Source organism: Streptomyces cyslabdanicus, from assembly GCF_052663305.1.
Map to the genome: position 1 here is coordinate 23,828 of NZ_JBQRUW010000067.1, position 17,290 is coordinate 41,117.

Consider the following 17,290-nt stretch of genomic DNA (forward strand, 5'->3'; position numbering starts at 1 on the left):
ATCTCGATCTTGTTCGCCATGCCGTGTCCTTCCGGTGGTGGTTGCGGCTTGCACGGGATTGAGGTGCTCTTGCCAGAGTTCGCTCATCAGGTAACGCTTGTCAACGCCCATAGTTGTAAGGGTGGTTGGGGCTGACGAGATTGGCGTGAAGATGACGGTGCACACGATGCGGCGGCCTCGGATCAAGCCGGAACACCGGGCCTATCGGACAGTGGACGGCCATGTGAGGATCGGGAGCGTCGTTCACGGCATCGGTGCCGAGGTCAAGGACCCCGACGGCTGGGTGTGGACGCTGGTCGAGGCCATGGACGGTACGCGAAGCGCCGCGGACATCGTTGCCGAAGTGTCCCGTCGCCATCCGGGACTGCGGCTGCCGGAACCGGACATCCTCCAGGCGATGACGGATCTGACCACCGCCGGGTATGTGGAGGATGCCGGTGCCGCGCCGCCGGGGGAGCTGTCCGAGCGGGAGCGCGAGCGGTACAGCAGGGGCATGACCTTGCTGCGCTGGATGGACCTCCGGCCGAGGAAGAGCGCCTGGGAGCCGCAGTTGCGGCTGCTCCGTGCCCGGGTCCTGCTGGTCGGCGTCGGCGGCACCGGCGGAGCCGCCGCACGGGACCTGGTGGCCTCCGGGGTGGGGCGGTTGCACTGTGTCGAACCGGATGTCGTCGAACTGTCCAACCTCAACCGGCAGACCCTCTTCCGTGAGCACGACCTCGGTACGCCCAAGATCGACGCGGCACTGACGGCGTTGCGCGCCCTGAACTCGGACACCGCGGTCACCGGCGAGCGCCGCGAGGTGCGCGGGCCGGCGGACCTGGAGGACCTGCTGACCGGCGCCCCCGGTGGCGGGCCCGGGTACGACGTGCTGCTGTTGGCCGCCGACCGCCCCGCCGTGATCCGCCGGTGGGCCAACCAGGTCTGCCTCGCCTTGGGCACGTCGTGGGCCGAAGCCGGCTATCGCGGCCCCTTGGTGAGCGTCGGGGTCTTCACGCCCGGCCGGGGCGCGTGCTGGGAGTGCCTGCGCAGCGCCGAGATCGAGCGGCGCGACCTGCGGCTCGCGCCCGGCCAGGACGAGGACGTAGCCTCGCCCCGCATGCCGTGGAATCCGGTCAACGCCGTGACCGCGGGACTGTCCGGCAGTCTGCTGGCCCATGCCGCCTTGATGCTTCTGTGCGGGATCCCGCGGATCGACCCCGGATGCCGGTTCGGCCTCAACCTCATGATGCCGGGCGACGCGATCATGCAACGCTCGGCGCGACGCCCGGACTGCCCTGCCTGCCATGCGGTACCGGCGGTGAACCCGGAATCGGGAGACCACTCGTGACGGACACCGCGGCGGAGGACCGTCCCCGGATCGAGCCGTCCACTCGCGTCCTGCTGCACGACCTGGGGGTGCGGCGCGACGGGGACGAGTGGATCGTGGGCCGCATGGCCACCCGGACCTTCGTCGCCATGCCGGCGGCGGGGGCACGTGCGGTGGAACTCCTGGGCGAGGGGCTGAGCGTGGCCCGCACGGCGGAGACGCTGCGTGCCGAGACCGGTGAGGATTTCGAGATCACGGACTTCGTCAGGGATCTGACCGCTCTGGGTTTCGTGGCGCGGATCGGGGACTGCCCGATCCCGGACGCCGACCCGCCGCCCGCGTCACTGCCGTGGCTGCGCCCCCACCATGTGCGGTTCGCCCTGCATCCGGTGCTTCCCGTGCTCGTCGGAGTGCTGCTGACGGCTGCCGTCGTCGTCCTGATCCGGCGTCCTGACCTGCTTCCGGGCTATCGCGACCTGCTGTGGAGCCCGCACGGCAGCCTGGTCCTGCTTTCCGGGGCGGCAGCCGGATGGGCGCTGCTGCTGGCCCATGAGGTGGCGCACCTGGTCACCGCCCGCGCCGCAGGAGTGCCGGGCAGGATGCGGCTGGGCACCCGGCTGCAGTTCCTCGTCATGCAGACGGACGTCAGCGGCATCGAACTCGCGCCCCGCCGCCATCGCTTGACGGCCTACCTGGGCGGTATCGCCCTCAACCTGTCCGTCGCGTCGTTGCTGGTCCTGATCCTCGCCCTGATGGACACCGGGACGACGGCCCACCGGCTGCTGGCCGCCGCCCTGCTGGTGGCCCTGCTGCCGTTGCCCTTCCAACTCATGGTGTTCACCCGCACGGACCTGTACTTCGTCCTCCAGGACCTCACCGGCTGCAGGAACCTGTACGGTGACGGTCTCGCCTACGCCCGGAGCGTGTTCCTGCGGCTGGTGCGATCGCGGCGCCTGCGCCTGACGACCGGAGCCGGTGACCCGAGCACCCGGCTGCCCCCGCACGAGCGCCGCGCCGTTCGCTTCTACAGCGTCGTCCTCGTGGCCGGCACGGCGGCCTGCCTGACGTTCATGGCCGCCGTCACCCTTCCCGTCGACGTCACCTTGCTGGTCCGCGCGGCACGAGGACTGGGCCCGGAGCACGGCCTCGCGGGCAATGCGGACTCGGCGGCCGTGCTGGTCACCCTGGGCGGGGTCAACGTCCTGTGGCTGGTCACCTGGTGGCGCAACCGCCGCACCCGTCGGTGATCGCGGAGAGCCATGCGGTGTCCTCCGGGCGTGGCGGGCCGGGGTCGGGTGCGGGCAGCCGCCGCAGTTGGACTCGGGTACAAAGCCGTGGAGCACATGGACGTGCGGCGGCCACCGGTCGGGAACACGTCCCTGAGGACGAAGCTCTTGCCGGGACCGTCCCCGCGCGCGGCCGTCCGCGATCAGGTTGGCGTAGCGCCCCATCAGGGCCCCGGGTGCGGGCTCGGACCGGCGTAGTCCTCGGTGCCGGTCAGCGACAGGACGACCGAGCGTGCGACTCCGTGACGGTCCGGCACCTCCAGGGCGTGCGGGATGCCGCCGTGGGCGAGCACCTCGGCGCGTACGCCGCAGCCGGAGACCCGTCCACGCCCCGGATCCGGCCCGTTCGGGCCGGTTCAGCGGTGGCTGCCCAGGGTGGACTCGCGCACCACCAGGTCGTGGCCCGGCCGCAGCCGGCGCGGCTCGGTGTCGGCCGTGCCGGTCAGCCGGGAGATGACGCAGCCGACGGCCTGGCGGGCGATGGCCTGTTTGTCGGGGGAGACGGTGGTCAGGGTGATCGCCCCGAAGCGGCCCTCCTCGATGTCGTCGAACCCGACCACCGCGACGTCCTGCGGGATGCGCAGCCCGCGCTCGCCGAGCACCCGCATGGCGCCGATCGCCTGGAGGTCGTTGTAGGCGAACACCGCGTCGGGCCGCACTCCGCGGTCCAGCAGGGTGGCCATGGCCTGGGCGCCGTCCGCCCGGCCGTAGCCGTCGGTGGGGGCCACCAGCGAGTCGTCGTGCGGCAGCCCGGACGCGGCCAGTTCCTCCCGCCAGCCCCGGAGGCGCAGGTGGGCGGGCTGGCGGGCGCTCTCCGCACGCGCGCCGAGAAAGGCGATCCGCTGCCGGCCCATCCCGACCAGATGGCGGACCGCGCTGCGCGCCGCGGCCACGTTGTCGATGGCGATGTGGTCGTAGGGGGCGTCGTACTCCCGTTCGCCGAGCAGCACGAGCGGCGACGTCTCGGTGCGGCCGCGCAGGTCCTGGTTCTCCAGTTCGATGGGGGAGAGGATCAGACCGTCGATCACATGGGTCCGGAAACCCTGGCAGACGAGCATCTCCTTCTCCCGCATGCCGGCGGTGTGGTCGAGCAGCACGGTGTAGTGGTGGCGGGCCGCGGCGTCGATGACCGCGCTGGCCAGTTCCGCGAAGTACGGGTTGCCCAGTTCGGGGACGGCCAGCGCGATGATCCCGGTGCGGCCCTTGCGCAGGTGGCGCGCGGTGAGATTGGGGCGGTAACCGAGCTCGTCGATCGCCTGTTGCACCCGGGCCCGCATGGCGGGGGTGACGTGCGGATAGTCGTTGACGACGTTCGAGACGGTCTTGATGGACACTCCCGCTCGCAGCGCGACGTCTTTGAGGCTGACGCCCACGGCGTTCCCTCCTTGTCGGGCCGAGCGCAGGACTGCGACGGGTCCTGCGGCACGGCGTCTGTCATCAGGTGCGGCGTGCCCGCGCCAGGTACCGCTGGGCCACGACCACCACGATGAGGAAGCCGCCGCTGACCACGGACTGGTAGGACGAGTTGAGCGAGCCTATCTGGTTGATCAGGTTCTGGATGACGGCGAGCAGCAGCACCCCCCACAGGGTGCCGCTCACCGAGCCCGCGCCGCCGATGAGCAGGGTGCCGCCGATGACCACCGCGGCGATGGCGTCCAGTTCCATGCCCACGCCGACGATCGTGACGCCGGAGGAGAGCCGGGCGGCGTTCAGCGCACCGGCGAACCCGGCGAGCAGCCCGCTGAGCATGTAGACGAGTACCCGGGTGCGGGCCACCGGCAGCCCCATCAGGGTCGCGGCGTCCGCGCTGCCGCCCACCGCGAACAGCGACTGGCCGAACGAGGTGCGCTGCAACACCACCCCGCCCGCGGCGAACAGCGCCAGCGCGACGAGCACCGGAGAGCCGAAGCCGCCCACCGTCCCCTGACCGAGTCCGGCGAAGGCCGAGCCCCGCGGCACCAGGTAGGTGGTGGCGCCCTCGTCGGTGAGGGCGAGCAGCAGGCCCCGGGCCCCCAGGAGGGTGGCCAGGGTGACGATGAAGGGGGCCATGCCGGCCCGTGCGATCAGCAGTCCGTTCAGGGTGCCGATCGCCCCGCAGACGGCCAGCGGCAGCAGCAGCGCGGCCCACAGGCCGTACTGCGAGGCCCAGGCGGCCAGCACGCCGCCGAGCGCGAACACCGACCCGACCGAGAGGTCGATGCCGCCGGTGATGATCACCAGTGTCATGCCCAGGGCGACGACGGCGATGAAGGACGCCTGCACGGAGACGTTCCGGGCGTTGTCGAGCGTGCCGAAGGACGGGAAGACGAACGAGGAGACCAGGACGACCGCCGCGAGGACGGCGAGGGCGCCGTGCCGTTGCAGGAGCGAGGCGATCCGCTCCCGGCCGGCGGCCGGGGAGGGGGACGCCGCCGTACGGGGCGCGGCCGGCGGATGCCGGGGGGTGGTGAGTGAGTTCATCGGGACCGACGCTCCCGGGCGACGTAGACGGCGACGAGGATGATGGCGGCCTGAGCGATCTGCGCGGTGGAGTCCGGCAGGTCGTGCTTGACCAGGGTGGCCCGCAGCAACTGCATCAGCAGCGCGCCGGTGACGGTGCCCAGCACCCGTACCGAGCCGCCGGACAGCGGCGTGCCGCCGACCACCACCGCGGTGATCGCGGACAGCTCCATGAGGTTGCCGAGCGCGGAGGGGTCGCTGGCGGTCAGCCGGGCGGTGGCCAGCACGCCGGCGAGCGCCGCCAGCACCCCGCACAGGACGTAGACGCCGATCAGGACCCGCTTGACCGGCAGCCCGGCGAGCCCCGCGGCGGACCGGTTGCCGCCCACCGCGACCAGTTGCCGGCCGAACGTGGTGCGGTGCACGAGACCGGCCACCGCCAGCGCCAGGACGCCCGCGGTCAGCACCACCACGGGGACGCCCAGCACCTCACCGCTGCCCAGCGCCAGCAGGTCCGGGTTGACGATCTGCTTGAGCTGCCCGTCCGCCATCACCAGGGCCAGGCCCCGGCCGCCGACGAACAGGGCCAGGGTGGCCACGATGGGTTGCAGGCCCACCACCGCGACCAGGGTGCCGTTGACCGCGCCCACGACGACCCCGGCCAGCAGCGCCACGAGCAGCGCCGGGATCAGCCCGTAGCCGAGGTAGAGCGGCAGCAGCGCGGCGGCCAGCGCCATCGTGGACCCCACCGACAGGTCCACGCCCTCGGTGCCGATCACCAGCGCCATGCCGAGCGCCACGATGACGACCGGGGCGACCTGCACCAGCTGGGTGCGCAGATTGGCGGCGGTCAGGAAGTGGTCGGTGAACGCGGCGTTGAACGCGAGCAGCACCAGCACGGCCGTGTAGACGCCGTACTTCTGGAACCAGGCGGGCGCGGCGAGCCGGACCCTCGTCCGTCCCAGGGCCGGCGACAGCTGGGTCATTCCTGCTCCTCGTCCGTGTGCGGCGCCGTGTCCGGCGCTGAGCGCGGCGCCCGGGCGGCGGGCTCGGGGGTGTGCGCGGCCAGCGCGTCCAGCAGGTCGGCCTCGCTGACCAGGTCGCCGGCCAGCTCACCCGCCACCGCGCCGCCGCGCAGCACCACCAGCCGGTCCGCGCCCTCCACCAGTTCCTCGACGTCGGAGGAGATCAGCAGCACCGCCAGCCCCTCCTGCGCCAGTTCGTCGACGAGGGCCTGCACCTCGGCCTTGGCGCCGACGTCGATCCCGCGGGTGGGCTCGTCCAGCAGCAGCACTTTCGGCTCCAGGCAGAGCCAGCGGGCCAGCAGCACCTTCTGCTGGTTGCCGCCGGAGAGCTCCTCGACCTTCTGCTCGGGTCCCGCCGCCTTGATCCGCAGCCGCTTCATGAAGATCTCGACGACGCGGTCCTGCCGCCTGCGGGAGACGACACCGGCCCGGGACAGCCGGGGCATGGCGGCCAGGACGATGTTCTCCCGCACCGACAGACCGGGCACGATGCCCTCGGCCTTGCGGTCCTCGGAGAGCAGGCTGACACCGGCCCGGATCGCCGCGGCGGGGGAGAGGCGGCGCAGTGGCCTGCCCGCCACCGAGACCGTGCCGGAGTCCAGCGGCAGCGCACCGACCAGGGCCTTGGCGGTCTCGGTGCGCCCGGAACCCAGCAGGCCGCCCAGGCCGAGCACCTCCCCGGGACGCAACTCCAGGGACACCTCGTCGAGCAGGTGACGGCGGCTCAGCTTCTCGGCGGTGAGCACCGGTTCACGGGCGGCGTCATGCTCCGCGCCGAAGCCGGTGACGCCGTGCCGGCGGACCTCGGCGACCTCCCGGCCGAGCATCAGCGAGACCAACCGCATCCGGTCCACGTCCGCGAGGTCGCCGGTGTGCACCAGACACCCGTCGCGGAGGACGGTGACCCGGTCGCAGATGCGGTACAGCTCGTCCATCCGGTGGCTGACGTAGAGGACGGCGATGTCCCGGCTGTGCAGGTCCTGGATGACCCGGAAGAGCGTCTCCACCTCGCGCGGCTCCAGCGCGGAGGTCGGCTCGTCCATCACCACCACACCGGCCCGCACCGAGACCGCGCGGGCCAGGGCCACCATCTGCTGGGTGCCCACGCCCAGGGTGTTCAGGGGGCGGCGCACATCCGCCGTGACGCCGAAGCCGGCCAGCAGCTCGGCCGCCTCCCGGTGCATCCGGGGGAAGTCGATCAGACGCAGGCGGTTCTTGGGCTCGCGGCCCAGGAAGATGTTCCGCGCCACGCTCATCATCGGGACGAGGTTGACCTCCTGGTAGATGGTCGACACACCGGCCTGCTGCGCCTCGTGCGGCCGGGCGAAGGACACCGGCCGTCCACCCAGGCGCAGCTCTCCCGTGTCGGGGCGGTGCACGCCGGTGAGCACCTTGATCAGGGTGGACTTGCCGGCGCCGTTCTCGCCGACCAGGGCGTGGATCTCACCGCGGCGCAGCGTCAGGGAGACGTCGTCGAGCGCCACCACTCCGGCGAAGCGCTTGCCGACGCCGACGGCCTCCAGCACCGCCGGCGGCGCGGCGCCGGCCGCGTCCGGGTGCGGTGCGGCGACTGCCGCTTCGGGTGGTGCCATGGGGTCAGGCCTTCCGTCGGTCGATCAGCGGGGAGCGGGCCGCCCGGTCCGGGGCGGCCCGGGCGGCCCGAGGGCGTCTCAGTAGGCTCCGGACAGGGAGTCCTTGGCGTTGGACGCGTCGTAGGCGCGGTCGGAGATGATCACGTTCTCCGGGATGGACTCACCGGCGAAGAACTTCTGCGCGGTGGAGAACGCCAGCGGTCCGAACCGCGGGTTGGACTCGATCACCCCGTTGTACTGGCCGTCGGCCAGGGCCTGCACGGCGTTGCGGGTGCCGTCCACGGAGATGATCTTGACGTCCTTGCCCGGCTTCTTGCCGGCCCCCTTGAGGGCGGTGACCGCGCCCAGGCCCATCTCGTCGTTCTCCGCGTACACGGCGGTGATGTCCGGCTTGGACTGGATCAGCTGCTCCATCACCTGCTGGCCCTTGTCCCGGGCGAACTCGCCGGTCTGCTGCGCCACGATCTCCAGGCCCGGGGCCTTCGCCTCGACCTGGTCGACGAAGCCCTTGGTGCGGTCGGTGGTGACGTTGTTCCCGGACGAGCCCAGCAGGATCGCGACCTTCCCCTTGCCGCCGGTCGCCTCGATCATCGCGTCCGCCGCCCGCCTGCCCTGCTCGACGAAGTCCGAGCCGAGGAAGGCCACATAGTCCTTGCAGGCGGTGGCGTTGAGCTTGCGGTCGACGGTGATCACGGGCACATGCCTGGCCGCGGCGGCCTGCAGCGCCGGCTCCAGGCCGTCGGAGTTCAGCGGCGCCACGATGAGCAGCTGCGCGCCCTGGGCCAGCATGTCCTTGATGTCGCTGATCTGCTTGGACAGTTGGGACTGGGCGTTGGTGGTGAGCAGCTTCTTGACGCCCAGCCTGGCGGCCTCGTCCTTGATGGACCGGGTCTCGGCGATCCGGAACGGGTTGGCCTCCTTCTCGGACTGCGAGAAGCCGACGACCGCGTTCTTCAGGTCGATCCTGGTGGCGCCGTAGGCGTCCAGGGTGCAGCCCGCCCCCGAGGTGTCGGCGGACGGCGACTGCACCACCTGGGCGCCCTGGCTGGTGTCGGAGGAGGCCGCGCCGGTGCCCTCCTCCTTGGAGCAGCCCGCGGCGGTGAGGGTCGCGGCGGCGGCGAGGCAGACGGCGGCCACGAGACGGGATCGGCGAGGGGTGGTCATGGTCGGTGCACTCCTTGCGTGGTGGGGCGACTGCTCTGGCACGGCGAGGGCCGGCGACGTCGGCGAGGTCGGCGACGTCGACCGGCCGCCGAAGGGCCGCAGGGTGGGAATGCGGCGTGGTGCGTGTGTGTGGGGGGGCGGGGCGGGAGGCTCCCGGGGTGGACCGGGAGCCTCCCGCCGGCGTCACCGCTTGGCGGGTGCGGTGGGTTCCTGCGCTGCCAGCGAGGCGACCTCGGCTCCGCTCAGGGCGCGGTCGTAGGCGTGCACGTCGGCGATCGCGCCGGTCCAGTGGTCGACCGGCCCGCCGTTGTACTTGCCGCGGCCGATCACGAGGTTCCCGGAGGGCACCTCCCCGTTGCAGGCGCGGGTCGAGCCCGCCTCGGTGCCGTCCACATAGATCCGCAGCGCCCCGTCCCGGTGGCTGTAACTGCCGGCCAGGTGGTACCACGTGCCGGCCTGCGGCTCACCGATGCCGTCCGCCAGCGCCCGCGCGCCGGAGAAGCTGAACGCGAACCGCTTGTCGGCCTGCGAGTACTGGAGGTAGAAGACGCTGCTGCTGTCCCCGTCGACGGACACCGCGGTGCTGAAGTGGCCCTTGTCGTCGAGGCGGACCCAGGCGGCCACCGAGTAGTCGCCCTTCTCGGTGTCCAGGACGGGCGCGCCGGCGTCGACGTAACCGGTTGTGCCGTCCAGTCGCACCGCGCCGCCGTTCGGCCCGGAGGTCCAGGTCGCGCCGCCCTTGAGGGTGCCGTCGTGTCCGCCGGCGACGTCCGTGGCGACCGTGCCGGACTGCTGGTGCAGCGGCCACCAGGACACTCCGGTCAGTCCCGGGGTGCCCGGCGGGGCGTTCACTCCGCCCGCGGCCGAACCCGCCGCGATGACCTGCTGGTTGATCTCCCGCACCGGGCCCGGCAGCACCTTGACCACCTTGCGGTCGTAGGTGAGCAGGCCGTTGAGCTCGCCCTCCACGTCCGTGACCTGGGTGTAGACGGAGCCGGAGAGCCCGCAGGAGGCGCGCTGGATCAGCTTCCTGGTGTTCTCCACATACGCCTTGGTCAGCTCCTCGGTGCTGGTGGCGGCGTCACCGTAGTCCTGGCCGCCGGCGGTCCCCAGGACGTGGCCGGGAACGAGGTACGAGTAGCCGCCGTGCTCCCCGTCGACGGATGCCCGGGTGGCGTCCGGGGCGGGGTTCGCCGGGCCGTGGTAGTCGTGGAAGTCGATGATGTCACCGCGACCCGAATCGCCCTTGGAGGCACAGCAGTTGACGCCGGAGTGGGCATCCACCAGGCGGGACGGGTCCTGCTTCTTGACCGCGTCCGCGAGCTCACCGGTGGCGGCCTTGCTCCACTCGCCCCAGCCCTCGTTCATCATCGTCCACATGACGATCGACGGGCTGCTGATGTGCTGGTCGACGATGGTGTGCACCTGGTCGATGAAGGTCCGCGTCTCCGGTGTGTCCGCCGCCGCCGTCATACGGCTCGGCATGTCCTGCCACACCATCAGACCGAGCCGGTCGGCCCAGTAGTACCAGCGGGCGGGCTCCACCTTGATGTGCTTGCGCACCGCGTTGAAGCCGAGCTGCTTGTGCTCCACCAGGTCGTACTTCAGGGCCTCGTCGGTCGGCGCGGTGTACAGGCCGTCCGGCCAGAACCCCTGGTCCAGGGTGGCCATCACGAAGGTGGGCTTCCCGTTGAGCAGGACCTTGTTGACGCCACCGACCGGGGCGACCTCGATCGACCGCATGCCGAAGTAGGAGCCCACCTGGTCCTTTCCGGCGCGCCCGCCGTCCAGGGTCACCTTGAGGTCGTAGAGGTACGGGTCGTCCGGGCTCCACAGGTGCGGCTTGCTGATCGGGAGGCGCAGCGTGGTACCGGCCCGTCCGGTGACCGAGCCCACGGCCTTGTTGCCGGCGTAGGCGGTGGCGGTGACCTTCGCCGACGACGCGGTCCCGGCGGTGGGGCGCACGGTGACGGAGAGCGAGTTGTCGGCCAGGTCCGGGGTGAGCACCAGGGAGTCGACGCTCGCCTCGGGCACCGGCTCCATCCAGACGGTCTGCCAGATGCCGGAGGTCGGCGTGTACCAGATGCCGCTCGGGTCGGTGGACTGCTTGCCGAGCGCGTACCGGTCGTCCGTGGTGTCCTTGACCTTCACCAGCAGGGTCTGCGTACCGCGCTGGGTGAGCGCGTCGGTGACGTCGGCGCCGAACTCCTCGTAGCCGCCGGTGTGGTGGGCGACCTGCCTGCCGTTGACATAGACCCAGGCCTCGTAGTCCACCGCGCCGAAGTTCAGCCGCAGCCGGTTGCCCGAACCCACCTTCCAGCCGTTCGGCACGGTGAAGGTGCGCTGGTACAGCGACCAGTCGTGGTGCTTGGCGACGCCGGACAGGGCCGACTCCATCGGATACGGCACCAGGATCTGCCCCGAGAGCTTCCCGGCGGGCAGCGCGGCGTCCTGCGCGGTGGCCTCGAACTGCCAGGTGCCGTTGAGGTTCTGCCAGTCCTTGCGGGTCAGCTGCGGCCTCGGGTACTCGGGCAGCGCGTTCTTGGCGGAGACGTCCTTGGCCCACTTGGTGGCGAAGTACCAGGTGGAGTTGTTCTGCGCCACCACGGAGAAGGGCCCGAGCTCGGCGCCGTCGGCGGTGGTGATGCCGCCCTTCCCGTCGTAGCTGATCCGTACGTCGGCGTTGAGGGAGACGGGGGTGTCGTCCTTGCCGGCGGTGACCAGGAGCCGGGAGGCGTTCCTGGGATCCCTGGCCGCCGTGGGAGACCAGAGCGTGCCCCCGGAGAGCACCGCGAGGTGCTTGGCCGCGTCCGCCGGGACCGCCTTGACGGTGGAGGGCAGCTCGAGCGTGGCGGTCCGGCCGGTCGCGGCGACGGTGCCCTTGGCGTCGGCGGGGGCGAAGCCCGCCGGCAGGTGCAGCGCCGAGTCGGGGACCGGCTGGCGGGCGAAGCCCGGACCCGACCACTCGGTGTGCAGGTAGGCACCGCCGTTGCCCTGGTTGTAGTCGACGGCCAGGTCGTGCAGACCGGCCTTCAGAGTGATCGGCTCGGAGGTGGTCTGGACGTCCCAGTCGGTGGTCCAGTGGTCGATCACACCGGCCCCGTCGAGGGACATCCGGAAACCGTTGTCGCCCTTGATGTAGAAGGTGTAGACGCCGTCCGCGGGCACCTCGAGCCGGCCCGTCCAGCGCACCGCGACGTTGTCCGTGGTCCCGGCGTAGGCGCGCAGCGTGGGCAGCAGGTCGTCGACGTGGAGGGAGCTGTCGATCCGGGTGCCGGTGTACGACGCGAAGTCCAGCGCCGTGCTGCTGGACATCCGGTAGTAGTCACCCCGCAGGCCGAGGTCGGCGGCCTCGGTGGAGGGACGGGGCGCCGCGGCCGGGGCGGCGCTCACCTGGGCCGGCACCAGCAACGCGGCTCCCAGCAGCAGCGGCAGCAGCGCGACGAGTCGGCCGAGGCCGAGGAAGGGTATTCGGAGTCTGCCTGGGCTCATGCTCACCCTTTCCGTAACGGAAGTTGTCCACGCCTGAACCTGGGTGCGCCGAACGGAAGCGTTCTTGTATAACGTTGGAAAAGTCGGCGCGGGAGCATGAAAGCAGGGCCCCACGGCCCTGTCCAGACCCCTGACCCCGACCGACGCGAACGGAACCGGTCGAGCCTGGACGTCCTCAAGTCGGATGCGGAGTACGGGGATTCAGGGTCTGGACACGACAGCCCGCGCGTGCTGTCATTCCTGTCGGCGGCAGGCTCTTCAACGTTATAAGCGGTGGTAAGGCGCGCCGGTGTCGTGTACGCGCAGCGCCGGTGTCGTGCCCGAGCGGGACGGCTGGGAGGAACAGCGGTGGCCGCCGCCGTGGGCGAGGCCCCGGCCCGTGAGGTGACACCCCCGCGGTGGCACCCGTGAGTTGGCAACGGCGCCACCAGGATGCCCGCCCGACCGCTCTCGTCACCCGGGACGGCTGGTTTGTTCTTCGCCCGGATCGTTCCAAGAGATGCCCAACAACTCTCTCGCTCGCGGTCAAGGCGCGATGTCCGCGGCCGATGGCTCACCCTCCCCGCCAGCAGTTATCCCTCTGCGTGCCCGAGTGATCACCAACGGTTCAGGGTTTCGGTGACAGGCCCCGGGCGTAGTGTCAACGAAGTGTTGAAGGGCGCCATCTCCCCCCTGTCGACGGGGCGTTGGTGAATCCGACGTGTTCCTTACACAGGGAGAAATCGCATGCCCACAGGGGGACAGGCGGTGCTGCGGCCCGCGGGCTGGAGCCCGGTCGCCGTCGGGCGGGTGCAGTTGCGCGGCATCGCGCAGGTCGCGCTCAGCGCGAGCCCGTGGACAGGGCTGCTGTTCGTCGCCGCGCTGTTCGCAGACAGCTGGTGGATCGGCGTGTTCGGTCTGCTCGGCACGGCGGCGTCCACGGGGACGGCGGCGGTCCTGGGCGCCGACCGGGACAGCCGGTTGCGCCCGGGGCTCGAGGGGTACTGCGGCTGCCTCGCCGGCATCGCCCTCCTCCTCCGGTTCGGCGCTTCGTGGCGGACCGCGCTGCTCACCGTTCTCGCCGCGGCGGTCTGCTCGGTGCTGGGAGCGGCGTCCGTCCGCCTCCTGGGCCGCGTCGGGCTGCCCGTGCTGACGGCTCCGTACTGTCTGGTCACCGGTGTCCTGGTGACCGCACTGCCCACGGCCTCGGCCGCGGCGGCGTCACCGGCCCCGGTCGCCGGGATCACCGGCCTGTCGGCCGCGGACATCGGCAACGCCTTCTGCGACAACATCGGTCAGGTCTTCTTCCTCGACAAGTGGTACGCGGGCCTGATCCTGCTGGCCGGACTGCTGGTCACCTCCTGGCGGGCGGCCGTCGCCGCCGCCTGCGGCAGCGCCGTCGCGATCCTGACCGCGTGTGTCATGGGCCTGCCAGCCGACCACATCGGCGCAGGGCTCTACGGCTACAACGCGGTGCTCGTCGCCATCGCCCTGGGGACGACCTTCCTGACCCTCACTCCCTGGAGCGCCGGCTACGCCGTGCTCGCCGCGGTGGCCTCGGTTCCCTTCACGACCGCCTGGACGGCCTTTGTCCAGCCGTCCGGCGGATCACCTTTCACCTGGCCGTTCGTCGTGACGACCTGGCTCTTCCTGGCGGCCGTTCCCGTGTTGGACCGGCCCGGCATCTCGTTGGAGAAAGCGAAGTGACGCCATGAACCTCGCACCGCGCGAAATCGACAAACTGCACGTCTACGTGGTGGCGGACCTGGCCCGGCGCCGCAGGGCCCGAGGGACCAAGCTCAACTACAGCGAAGCCGCCGCGCTGATCACCGAGGCCGTACTCGAAGCCGCCCGCGACGGCCACACCGTCGCCGAGTGCATGGAGCTGGGCCGCAAGGTCGTCTCCGTCGACGACGTCATGCCCGGGGTGCGCGAGATGCTCACCGTCCTCCAGGTCGAGACGGCCTTCGTGGACGGGACGAAGCTGGTCACCTGCCACGACCCGATCAGCGCCTGAACCACCGCCTGAACCACCGAGGAGATCAACGATGTCGGGTGGAGCCCACTACCTCTACGGGGACGACCCCGTGGAGATCAACTCCGGCAGGGCCAAGGTCCGCCTCACCGTCGCCAACACCGGCGACCGCGCCGTCCAGATCGGCTCGCACTACCACTTCTTCGAGGTCAACCGCGCGCTGCGGTTCGACCGCGAGGCCGCGTACGGCATGCACCTGGACATCCCGTCCGGCACCGCCGTCCGCTTCGAGCCCGGCGACACCCGCGAGGTCGAGCTGTGCGCCTTCGGCGGCACCCGGCGGCTCGTCGGCTTCGCCGGTCTCGTCAACGGCGGCCTGAACGCCAAGGACACCCGGCAGGCCGCGCTGCGCCGCGCCGAGCGACGGGGATTCGCCACCACGGGCGGCAGCGCCCGTACCGAGAACGAGGGAGCCGACAACTGATGGCGATCATCCCGCGCAAGCAGTACACCGACCTGTTCGGACCCACCGTGGGCGACCGGTTCCACCTCGCCGACACCAACCTGGTGGTCGAGGTCGAGCACGACCACAACGCCGGCTCCTACGGGGACGAGGCCGTCTACGGCGGCGGCAAGGCCATCCGCGACGGCATGGCCCAGGACCCCGCCGCGCTGAACCGCGAGGGCGCCCTGGACCTGGTGATCACCAACGTCGTGGTCCTCGACCCGGTCGTGGGCGTCGTCAAGGGCGACATCGGGGTACGCGACGGCCTGATCGTCGGCATCGGCAAGGCCGGCAACCCCCGCCTGCAGAACGGCGTGGACCCCAAGCTGGTCATCGGGCCCGGCACCGAGGTGATCTCCGGCGAGCACCTGATCGCCACCGCGGGCGGCATCGACACCCACATCCACTTCATCGCACCGCAGCAGGCCCAGGAGGGCCTGTCCAACGGCATCACCACCTTCTTCGGCGGCGGCACCGGTCCGACCGACGGCAGCAACGGCACCACCTGCACCCCCGGACCGTGGAACATCCACCGGATGCTGGAGGCCGCTGAGGACCTGCCGGTCAACGTCGGCCTGCTCGGCAAGGGGAACGGCAGCCTGCCCGAGGCGCTGCGCGAACAGGTCGAAGCGGGCGTGGCCGGCCTCAAGGTGCACGAGGACTGGGGCGCCACCCCCGCCTCCATCGACAACGCGCTGAGCGTGGCCGACGAGCACGACGTGCAGCTCGCCGTCCACACCGACACCCTCAACGAGGGCGGCTTCTTCGAGGACACCCTGTCCGCGATCGACGGCCGGACCATCCACACCTTCCACACCGAGGGCGCGGGCGGCGGTCACGCACCCGACATCATGCGGGTCTCCGGCGAGCCCAACGTCCTGCCGGCCTCTACCAACCCCACCCTGCCCTACACCGTCAACTCGGTGGACGAACTGCTGGACATGGTGATGGTCTGCCACCACCTGTCCCGCAACATCCCCGAGGACGTGTCGTTCGCCGACAGCCGGGTGCGCGCCGAGACCATCGCGGCCGAGACGGTGCTGCACGACCTCGGCGTGATCAGCATCTTCTCCTCCGACTCCCAGGCCATGGGCCGGGTCGGCGAGTCCTTCGCCCGCGCCTTCCAGACCGCGCACCACTGCAAGGAACTGCGCGGTACGCTCGCCGAGGACAGCTCCCGCAACGACAACGCGCGCGTCCTGCGGTACCTGGCGAAGCTCACCATCAACCCGGCGATCGCGGTGGGCGCCGCCGACGTGATCGGCTCGCTGGAGCCCGGAAAGCTCGCCGACATCGTGCTCTGGCCGATCAACTCGTTCGCCGCCAAGCCCAAGATGGTCATCAAGGGCGGCATGGTGAACTGGGCGCTGATGGGCGACCCCAACGCCTCCCTGCCGACCCCGCAGCCGGTCTACTACCGGCCGATGTTCGGCACCCACGGCCGCGCCAGGCAGCGCACCTCGGTCACCTTCATGTCCCAGGCGTCCATCGCCGCCGGTGTCCCCGGCGAGCTGGACCTGCGGCGCCGGATCGAGCCGGTGCAGCGCTGCCGGTCGGTCGGCAAGCAGCACATGGTCCGCAACGACGCGCTGCCGCGCATCGAGGTGGACCCCGAGACCTACAAGGTCACCGTGGACGGCGAGCCCGCCACGATCGAGCCGGCCGAACGCCTTCCGCTCAACCAGCTCTTCTACATCGTCTGACACCCCGGACGGTTCCGCGGAGCGCCGCACGCGCTCCGCGGGCCGCCCCACGGCCGGCCCGCGGCGGACGGCCGTCCGGCAGGAACGGAGACCCGGCGTGAACGACCCGATGCCGATCCAGGCGCTGCTGACCGGGCTCCAGCTCACGGACTCGGCCTTCCCCAGCGGCTACTACACCCTCTCCCACGGGCTCGAGGGCTTCCAGCAGGCCCGTGAGGTCACCCCGCGCAGCCTGCCCGCCCTCCTCCACGACCTGCTCCGCCACAGCACGGGGCCGGCCGACGCGACCGCCCTCGCCCTCACCCACCGCGCGGTCGGCGCGGACGACTGGGACCAGGTGGTGGCCGTGGAGCGGCGGCTGTACGCCACCAAACTGGGCCGCGAGGCCCGGCAGGCCGCCGTGCGCACCGGACGGCAGCTGCTCGACCTGGCCGACGAGGTCTACGGCACGCCGCCGATCGCGCACTACCGGACCCTGTACCGCGCGGGCACGGTGCGCGGCTGCCAGCCGGTCGTCGCCGGCGTCGTCCACGCGGCGAACGGCCTGACCACCCGGCAGGCCGTCACCTGCGAGCTGTTCGCCTTCGCGGCCAGCCTCGTGGGAGCCGCCCTGCGACTGCGGCTCACCGACCACCGCCGCGCCCAGGTCGTCCTGCACGGTGCCGCCCCGGTGATCGAGGAGACCGTCGAGGCGGCCCTGCACCGCGAGTTGGCCGATCTGGGCGGATGCGTGCCCGTCGCGGACGTCATGGCCGGACGCCATGAGCGCGCTGAGGCACGGCTGTTCGCGAGCTGACCACCACCCCGAAACACACCACCGAGGA

At 71.5% G+C, this 17,290-nt stretch carries 13 protein-coding genes; 7 read left to right on the forward strand and 6 right to left on the reverse strand.

Annotated elements, in window-relative coordinates:
- Positions 1 to 151: 151 nt before the first annotated feature.
- Together ACTYVM_RS33490 and ACTYVM_RS33495 are read left to right on the forward strand one after the other, a co-directional pair.
- Positions 152 to 1,327: a HesA/MoeB/ThiF family protein gene (locus tag ACTYVM_RS33490; protein WP_445529616.1), complete on the forward strand. Its 1,176-nt coding sequence runs from the start codon at positions 152 to 154 to the stop codon at positions 1,325 to 1,327.
- The gene (locus tag ACTYVM_RS33495; protein WP_445529581.1) at positions 1,324 to 2,553 is read left to right on the forward strand and encodes a hypothetical protein; all 1,230 of its coding nucleotides are present in this window, start codon (positions 1,324 to 1,326) and stop codon (positions 2,551 to 2,553) included. Before ACTYVM_RS33490 ends, ACTYVM_RS33495 begins: the two co-directional genes overlap by 4 nt.
- A 395-nt stretch (positions 2,554 to 2,948) precedes the next feature.
- Here ACTYVM_RS33495 and ACTYVM_RS33500 read toward each other — a convergent pair whose 3' ends face one another.
- From ACTYVM_RS33500 to ACTYVM_RS33525, 6 genes are all read right to left on the reverse strand, one after another.
- Positions 2,949 to 3,965: a LacI family DNA-binding transcriptional regulator gene (locus ACTYVM_RS33500; RefSeq protein ID WP_445529582.1), complete on the reverse strand. Its 1,017-nt coding sequence runs from the start codon at positions 3,963 to 3,965 to the stop codon at positions 2,949 to 2,951.
- A gap of 64 nt (positions 3,966 to 4,029) precedes the next feature.
- Positions 4,030 to 5,052: an ABC transporter permease gene (locus ACTYVM_RS33505; RefSeq protein WP_445529583.1), complete on the reverse strand. Its 1,023-nt coding sequence runs from the start codon at positions 5,050 to 5,052 to the stop codon at positions 4,030 to 4,032.
- A complete protein-coding gene (locus ACTYVM_RS33510) occupies positions 5,049 to 6,017 on the reverse strand; it encodes an ABC transporter permease (protein WP_445529584.1) in 969 nt (322 codons plus the stop codon). The genes ACTYVM_RS33505 and ACTYVM_RS33510 overlap by 4 nt, the downstream gene beginning before the upstream one ends.
- On the reverse strand, positions 6,014 to 7,648 hold the full coding sequence (locus ACTYVM_RS33515) for a sugar ABC transporter ATP-binding protein (protein WP_445529585.1): 1,635 nt from the start codon (positions 7,646 to 7,648) through the stop codon (positions 6,014 to 6,016). The genes ACTYVM_RS33510 and ACTYVM_RS33515 overlap by 4 nt, the downstream gene beginning before the upstream one ends.
- 78 nt (positions 7,649 to 7,726) lie before the next feature.
- Entirely contained in the window at positions 7,727 to 8,812 is a 1,086-nt protein-coding gene (locus tag ACTYVM_RS33520) for an ABC transporter substrate-binding protein (RefSeq protein WP_445529586.1), read from the reverse strand.
- A gap of 183 nt (positions 8,813 to 8,995) precedes the next feature.
- Complete coding sequence (locus ACTYVM_RS33525) at positions 8,996 to 12,304, reverse strand: LamG-like jellyroll fold domain-containing protein (protein WP_445529587.1); 3,309 nt, start codon at positions 12,302 to 12,304, stop codon at positions 8,996 to 8,998.
- 726 nt (positions 12,305 to 13,030) lie between these two features.
- Between ACTYVM_RS33525 and ACTYVM_RS33530 the strand changes: the two genes are divergently transcribed.
- From ACTYVM_RS33530 to ACTYVM_RS33550, 5 genes are all read left to right on the forward strand, one after another.
- Positions 13,031 to 13,990, forward strand: coding sequence for an urea transporter (locus tag ACTYVM_RS33530; protein WP_445529588.1), 960 nt, complete (start codon positions 13,031 to 13,033; stop codon positions 13,988 to 13,990).
- A 4-nt stretch (positions 13,991 to 13,994) separates the two neighbouring features.
- Positions 13,995 to 14,300: an urease subunit gamma gene (locus ACTYVM_RS33535; protein WP_445529589.1), complete on the forward strand. Its 306-nt coding sequence runs from the start codon at positions 13,995 to 13,997 to the stop codon at positions 14,298 to 14,300.
- Positions 14,301 to 14,331: 31 nt separating this feature from the next.
- Positions 14,332 to 14,742 carry an urease subunit beta gene (locus tag ACTYVM_RS33540; RefSeq protein ID WP_445529590.1) on the forward strand — a complete coding sequence of 137 codons (411 nt, stop codon included), beginning with the start codon at positions 14,332 to 14,334 and terminating at the stop codon, positions 14,740 to 14,742.
- Entirely contained in the window at positions 14,742 to 16,466 is a 1,725-nt protein-coding gene (ureC, locus tag ACTYVM_RS33545) for an urease subunit alpha (protein WP_445529591.1), read from the forward strand. The genes ACTYVM_RS33540 and ureC overlap by 1 nt, the downstream gene beginning before the upstream one ends.
- Positions 16,467 to 16,563: 97 nt before the next feature.
- The gene (locus ACTYVM_RS33550) at positions 16,564 to 17,262 is read left to right on the forward strand and encodes an urease accessory protein UreF (RefSeq protein WP_445529592.1); all 699 of its coding nucleotides are present in this window, start codon (positions 16,564 to 16,566) and stop codon (positions 17,260 to 17,262) included.
- Positions 17,263 to 17,290: the final 28 nt, after the last annotated feature.

Bases quoted from the DNA above. Each gene is read 5' to 3' on its own strand.
- ACTYVM_RS33525 (WP_445529587.1), bottom strand. From the start codon at position 12,304: ATGAGCCCAGGCAGACTCCGAATACCCTTCCTCGGCCTCGGCCGACTC.
- ACTYVM_RS33515 (WP_445529585.1), bottom strand. From the start codon at position 7,648: ATGGCACCACCCGAAGCGGCAGTCGCCGCACCGCACCCGGACGCGGCC.
- ACTYVM_RS33490 (WP_445529616.1), top strand. From the start codon at position 152: ATGACGGTGCACACGATGCGGCGGCCTCGGATCAAGCCGGAACACCGG.
- ureC (WP_445529591.1), top strand. From the start codon at position 14,742: ATGGCGATCATCCCGCGCAAGCAGTACACCGACCTGTTCGGACCCACC.
- ACTYVM_RS33520 (WP_445529586.1), bottom strand. From the start codon at position 8,812: ATGACCACCCCTCGCCGATCCCGTCTCGTGGCCGCCGTCTGCCTCGCC.
- ACTYVM_RS33530 (WP_445529588.1), top strand. From the start codon at position 13,031: ATGCCCACAGGGGGACAGGCGGTGCTGCGGCCCGCGGGCTGGAGCCCG.
- ACTYVM_RS33505 (WP_445529583.1), bottom strand. From the start codon at position 5,052: ATGAACTCACTCACCACCCCCCGGCATCCGCCGGCCGCGCCCCGTACG.
- ACTYVM_RS33540 (WP_445529590.1), top strand. From the start codon at position 14,332: ATGTCGGGTGGAGCCCACTACCTCTACGGGGACGACCCCGTGGAGATC.
- ACTYVM_RS33510 (WP_445529584.1), bottom strand. From the start codon at position 6,017: ATGACCCAGCTGTCGCCGGCCCTGGGACGGACGAGGGTCCGGCTCGCC.
- ACTYVM_RS33535 (WP_445529589.1), top strand. From the start codon at position 13,995: ATGAACCTCGCACCGCGCGAAATCGACAAACTGCACGTCTACGTGGTG.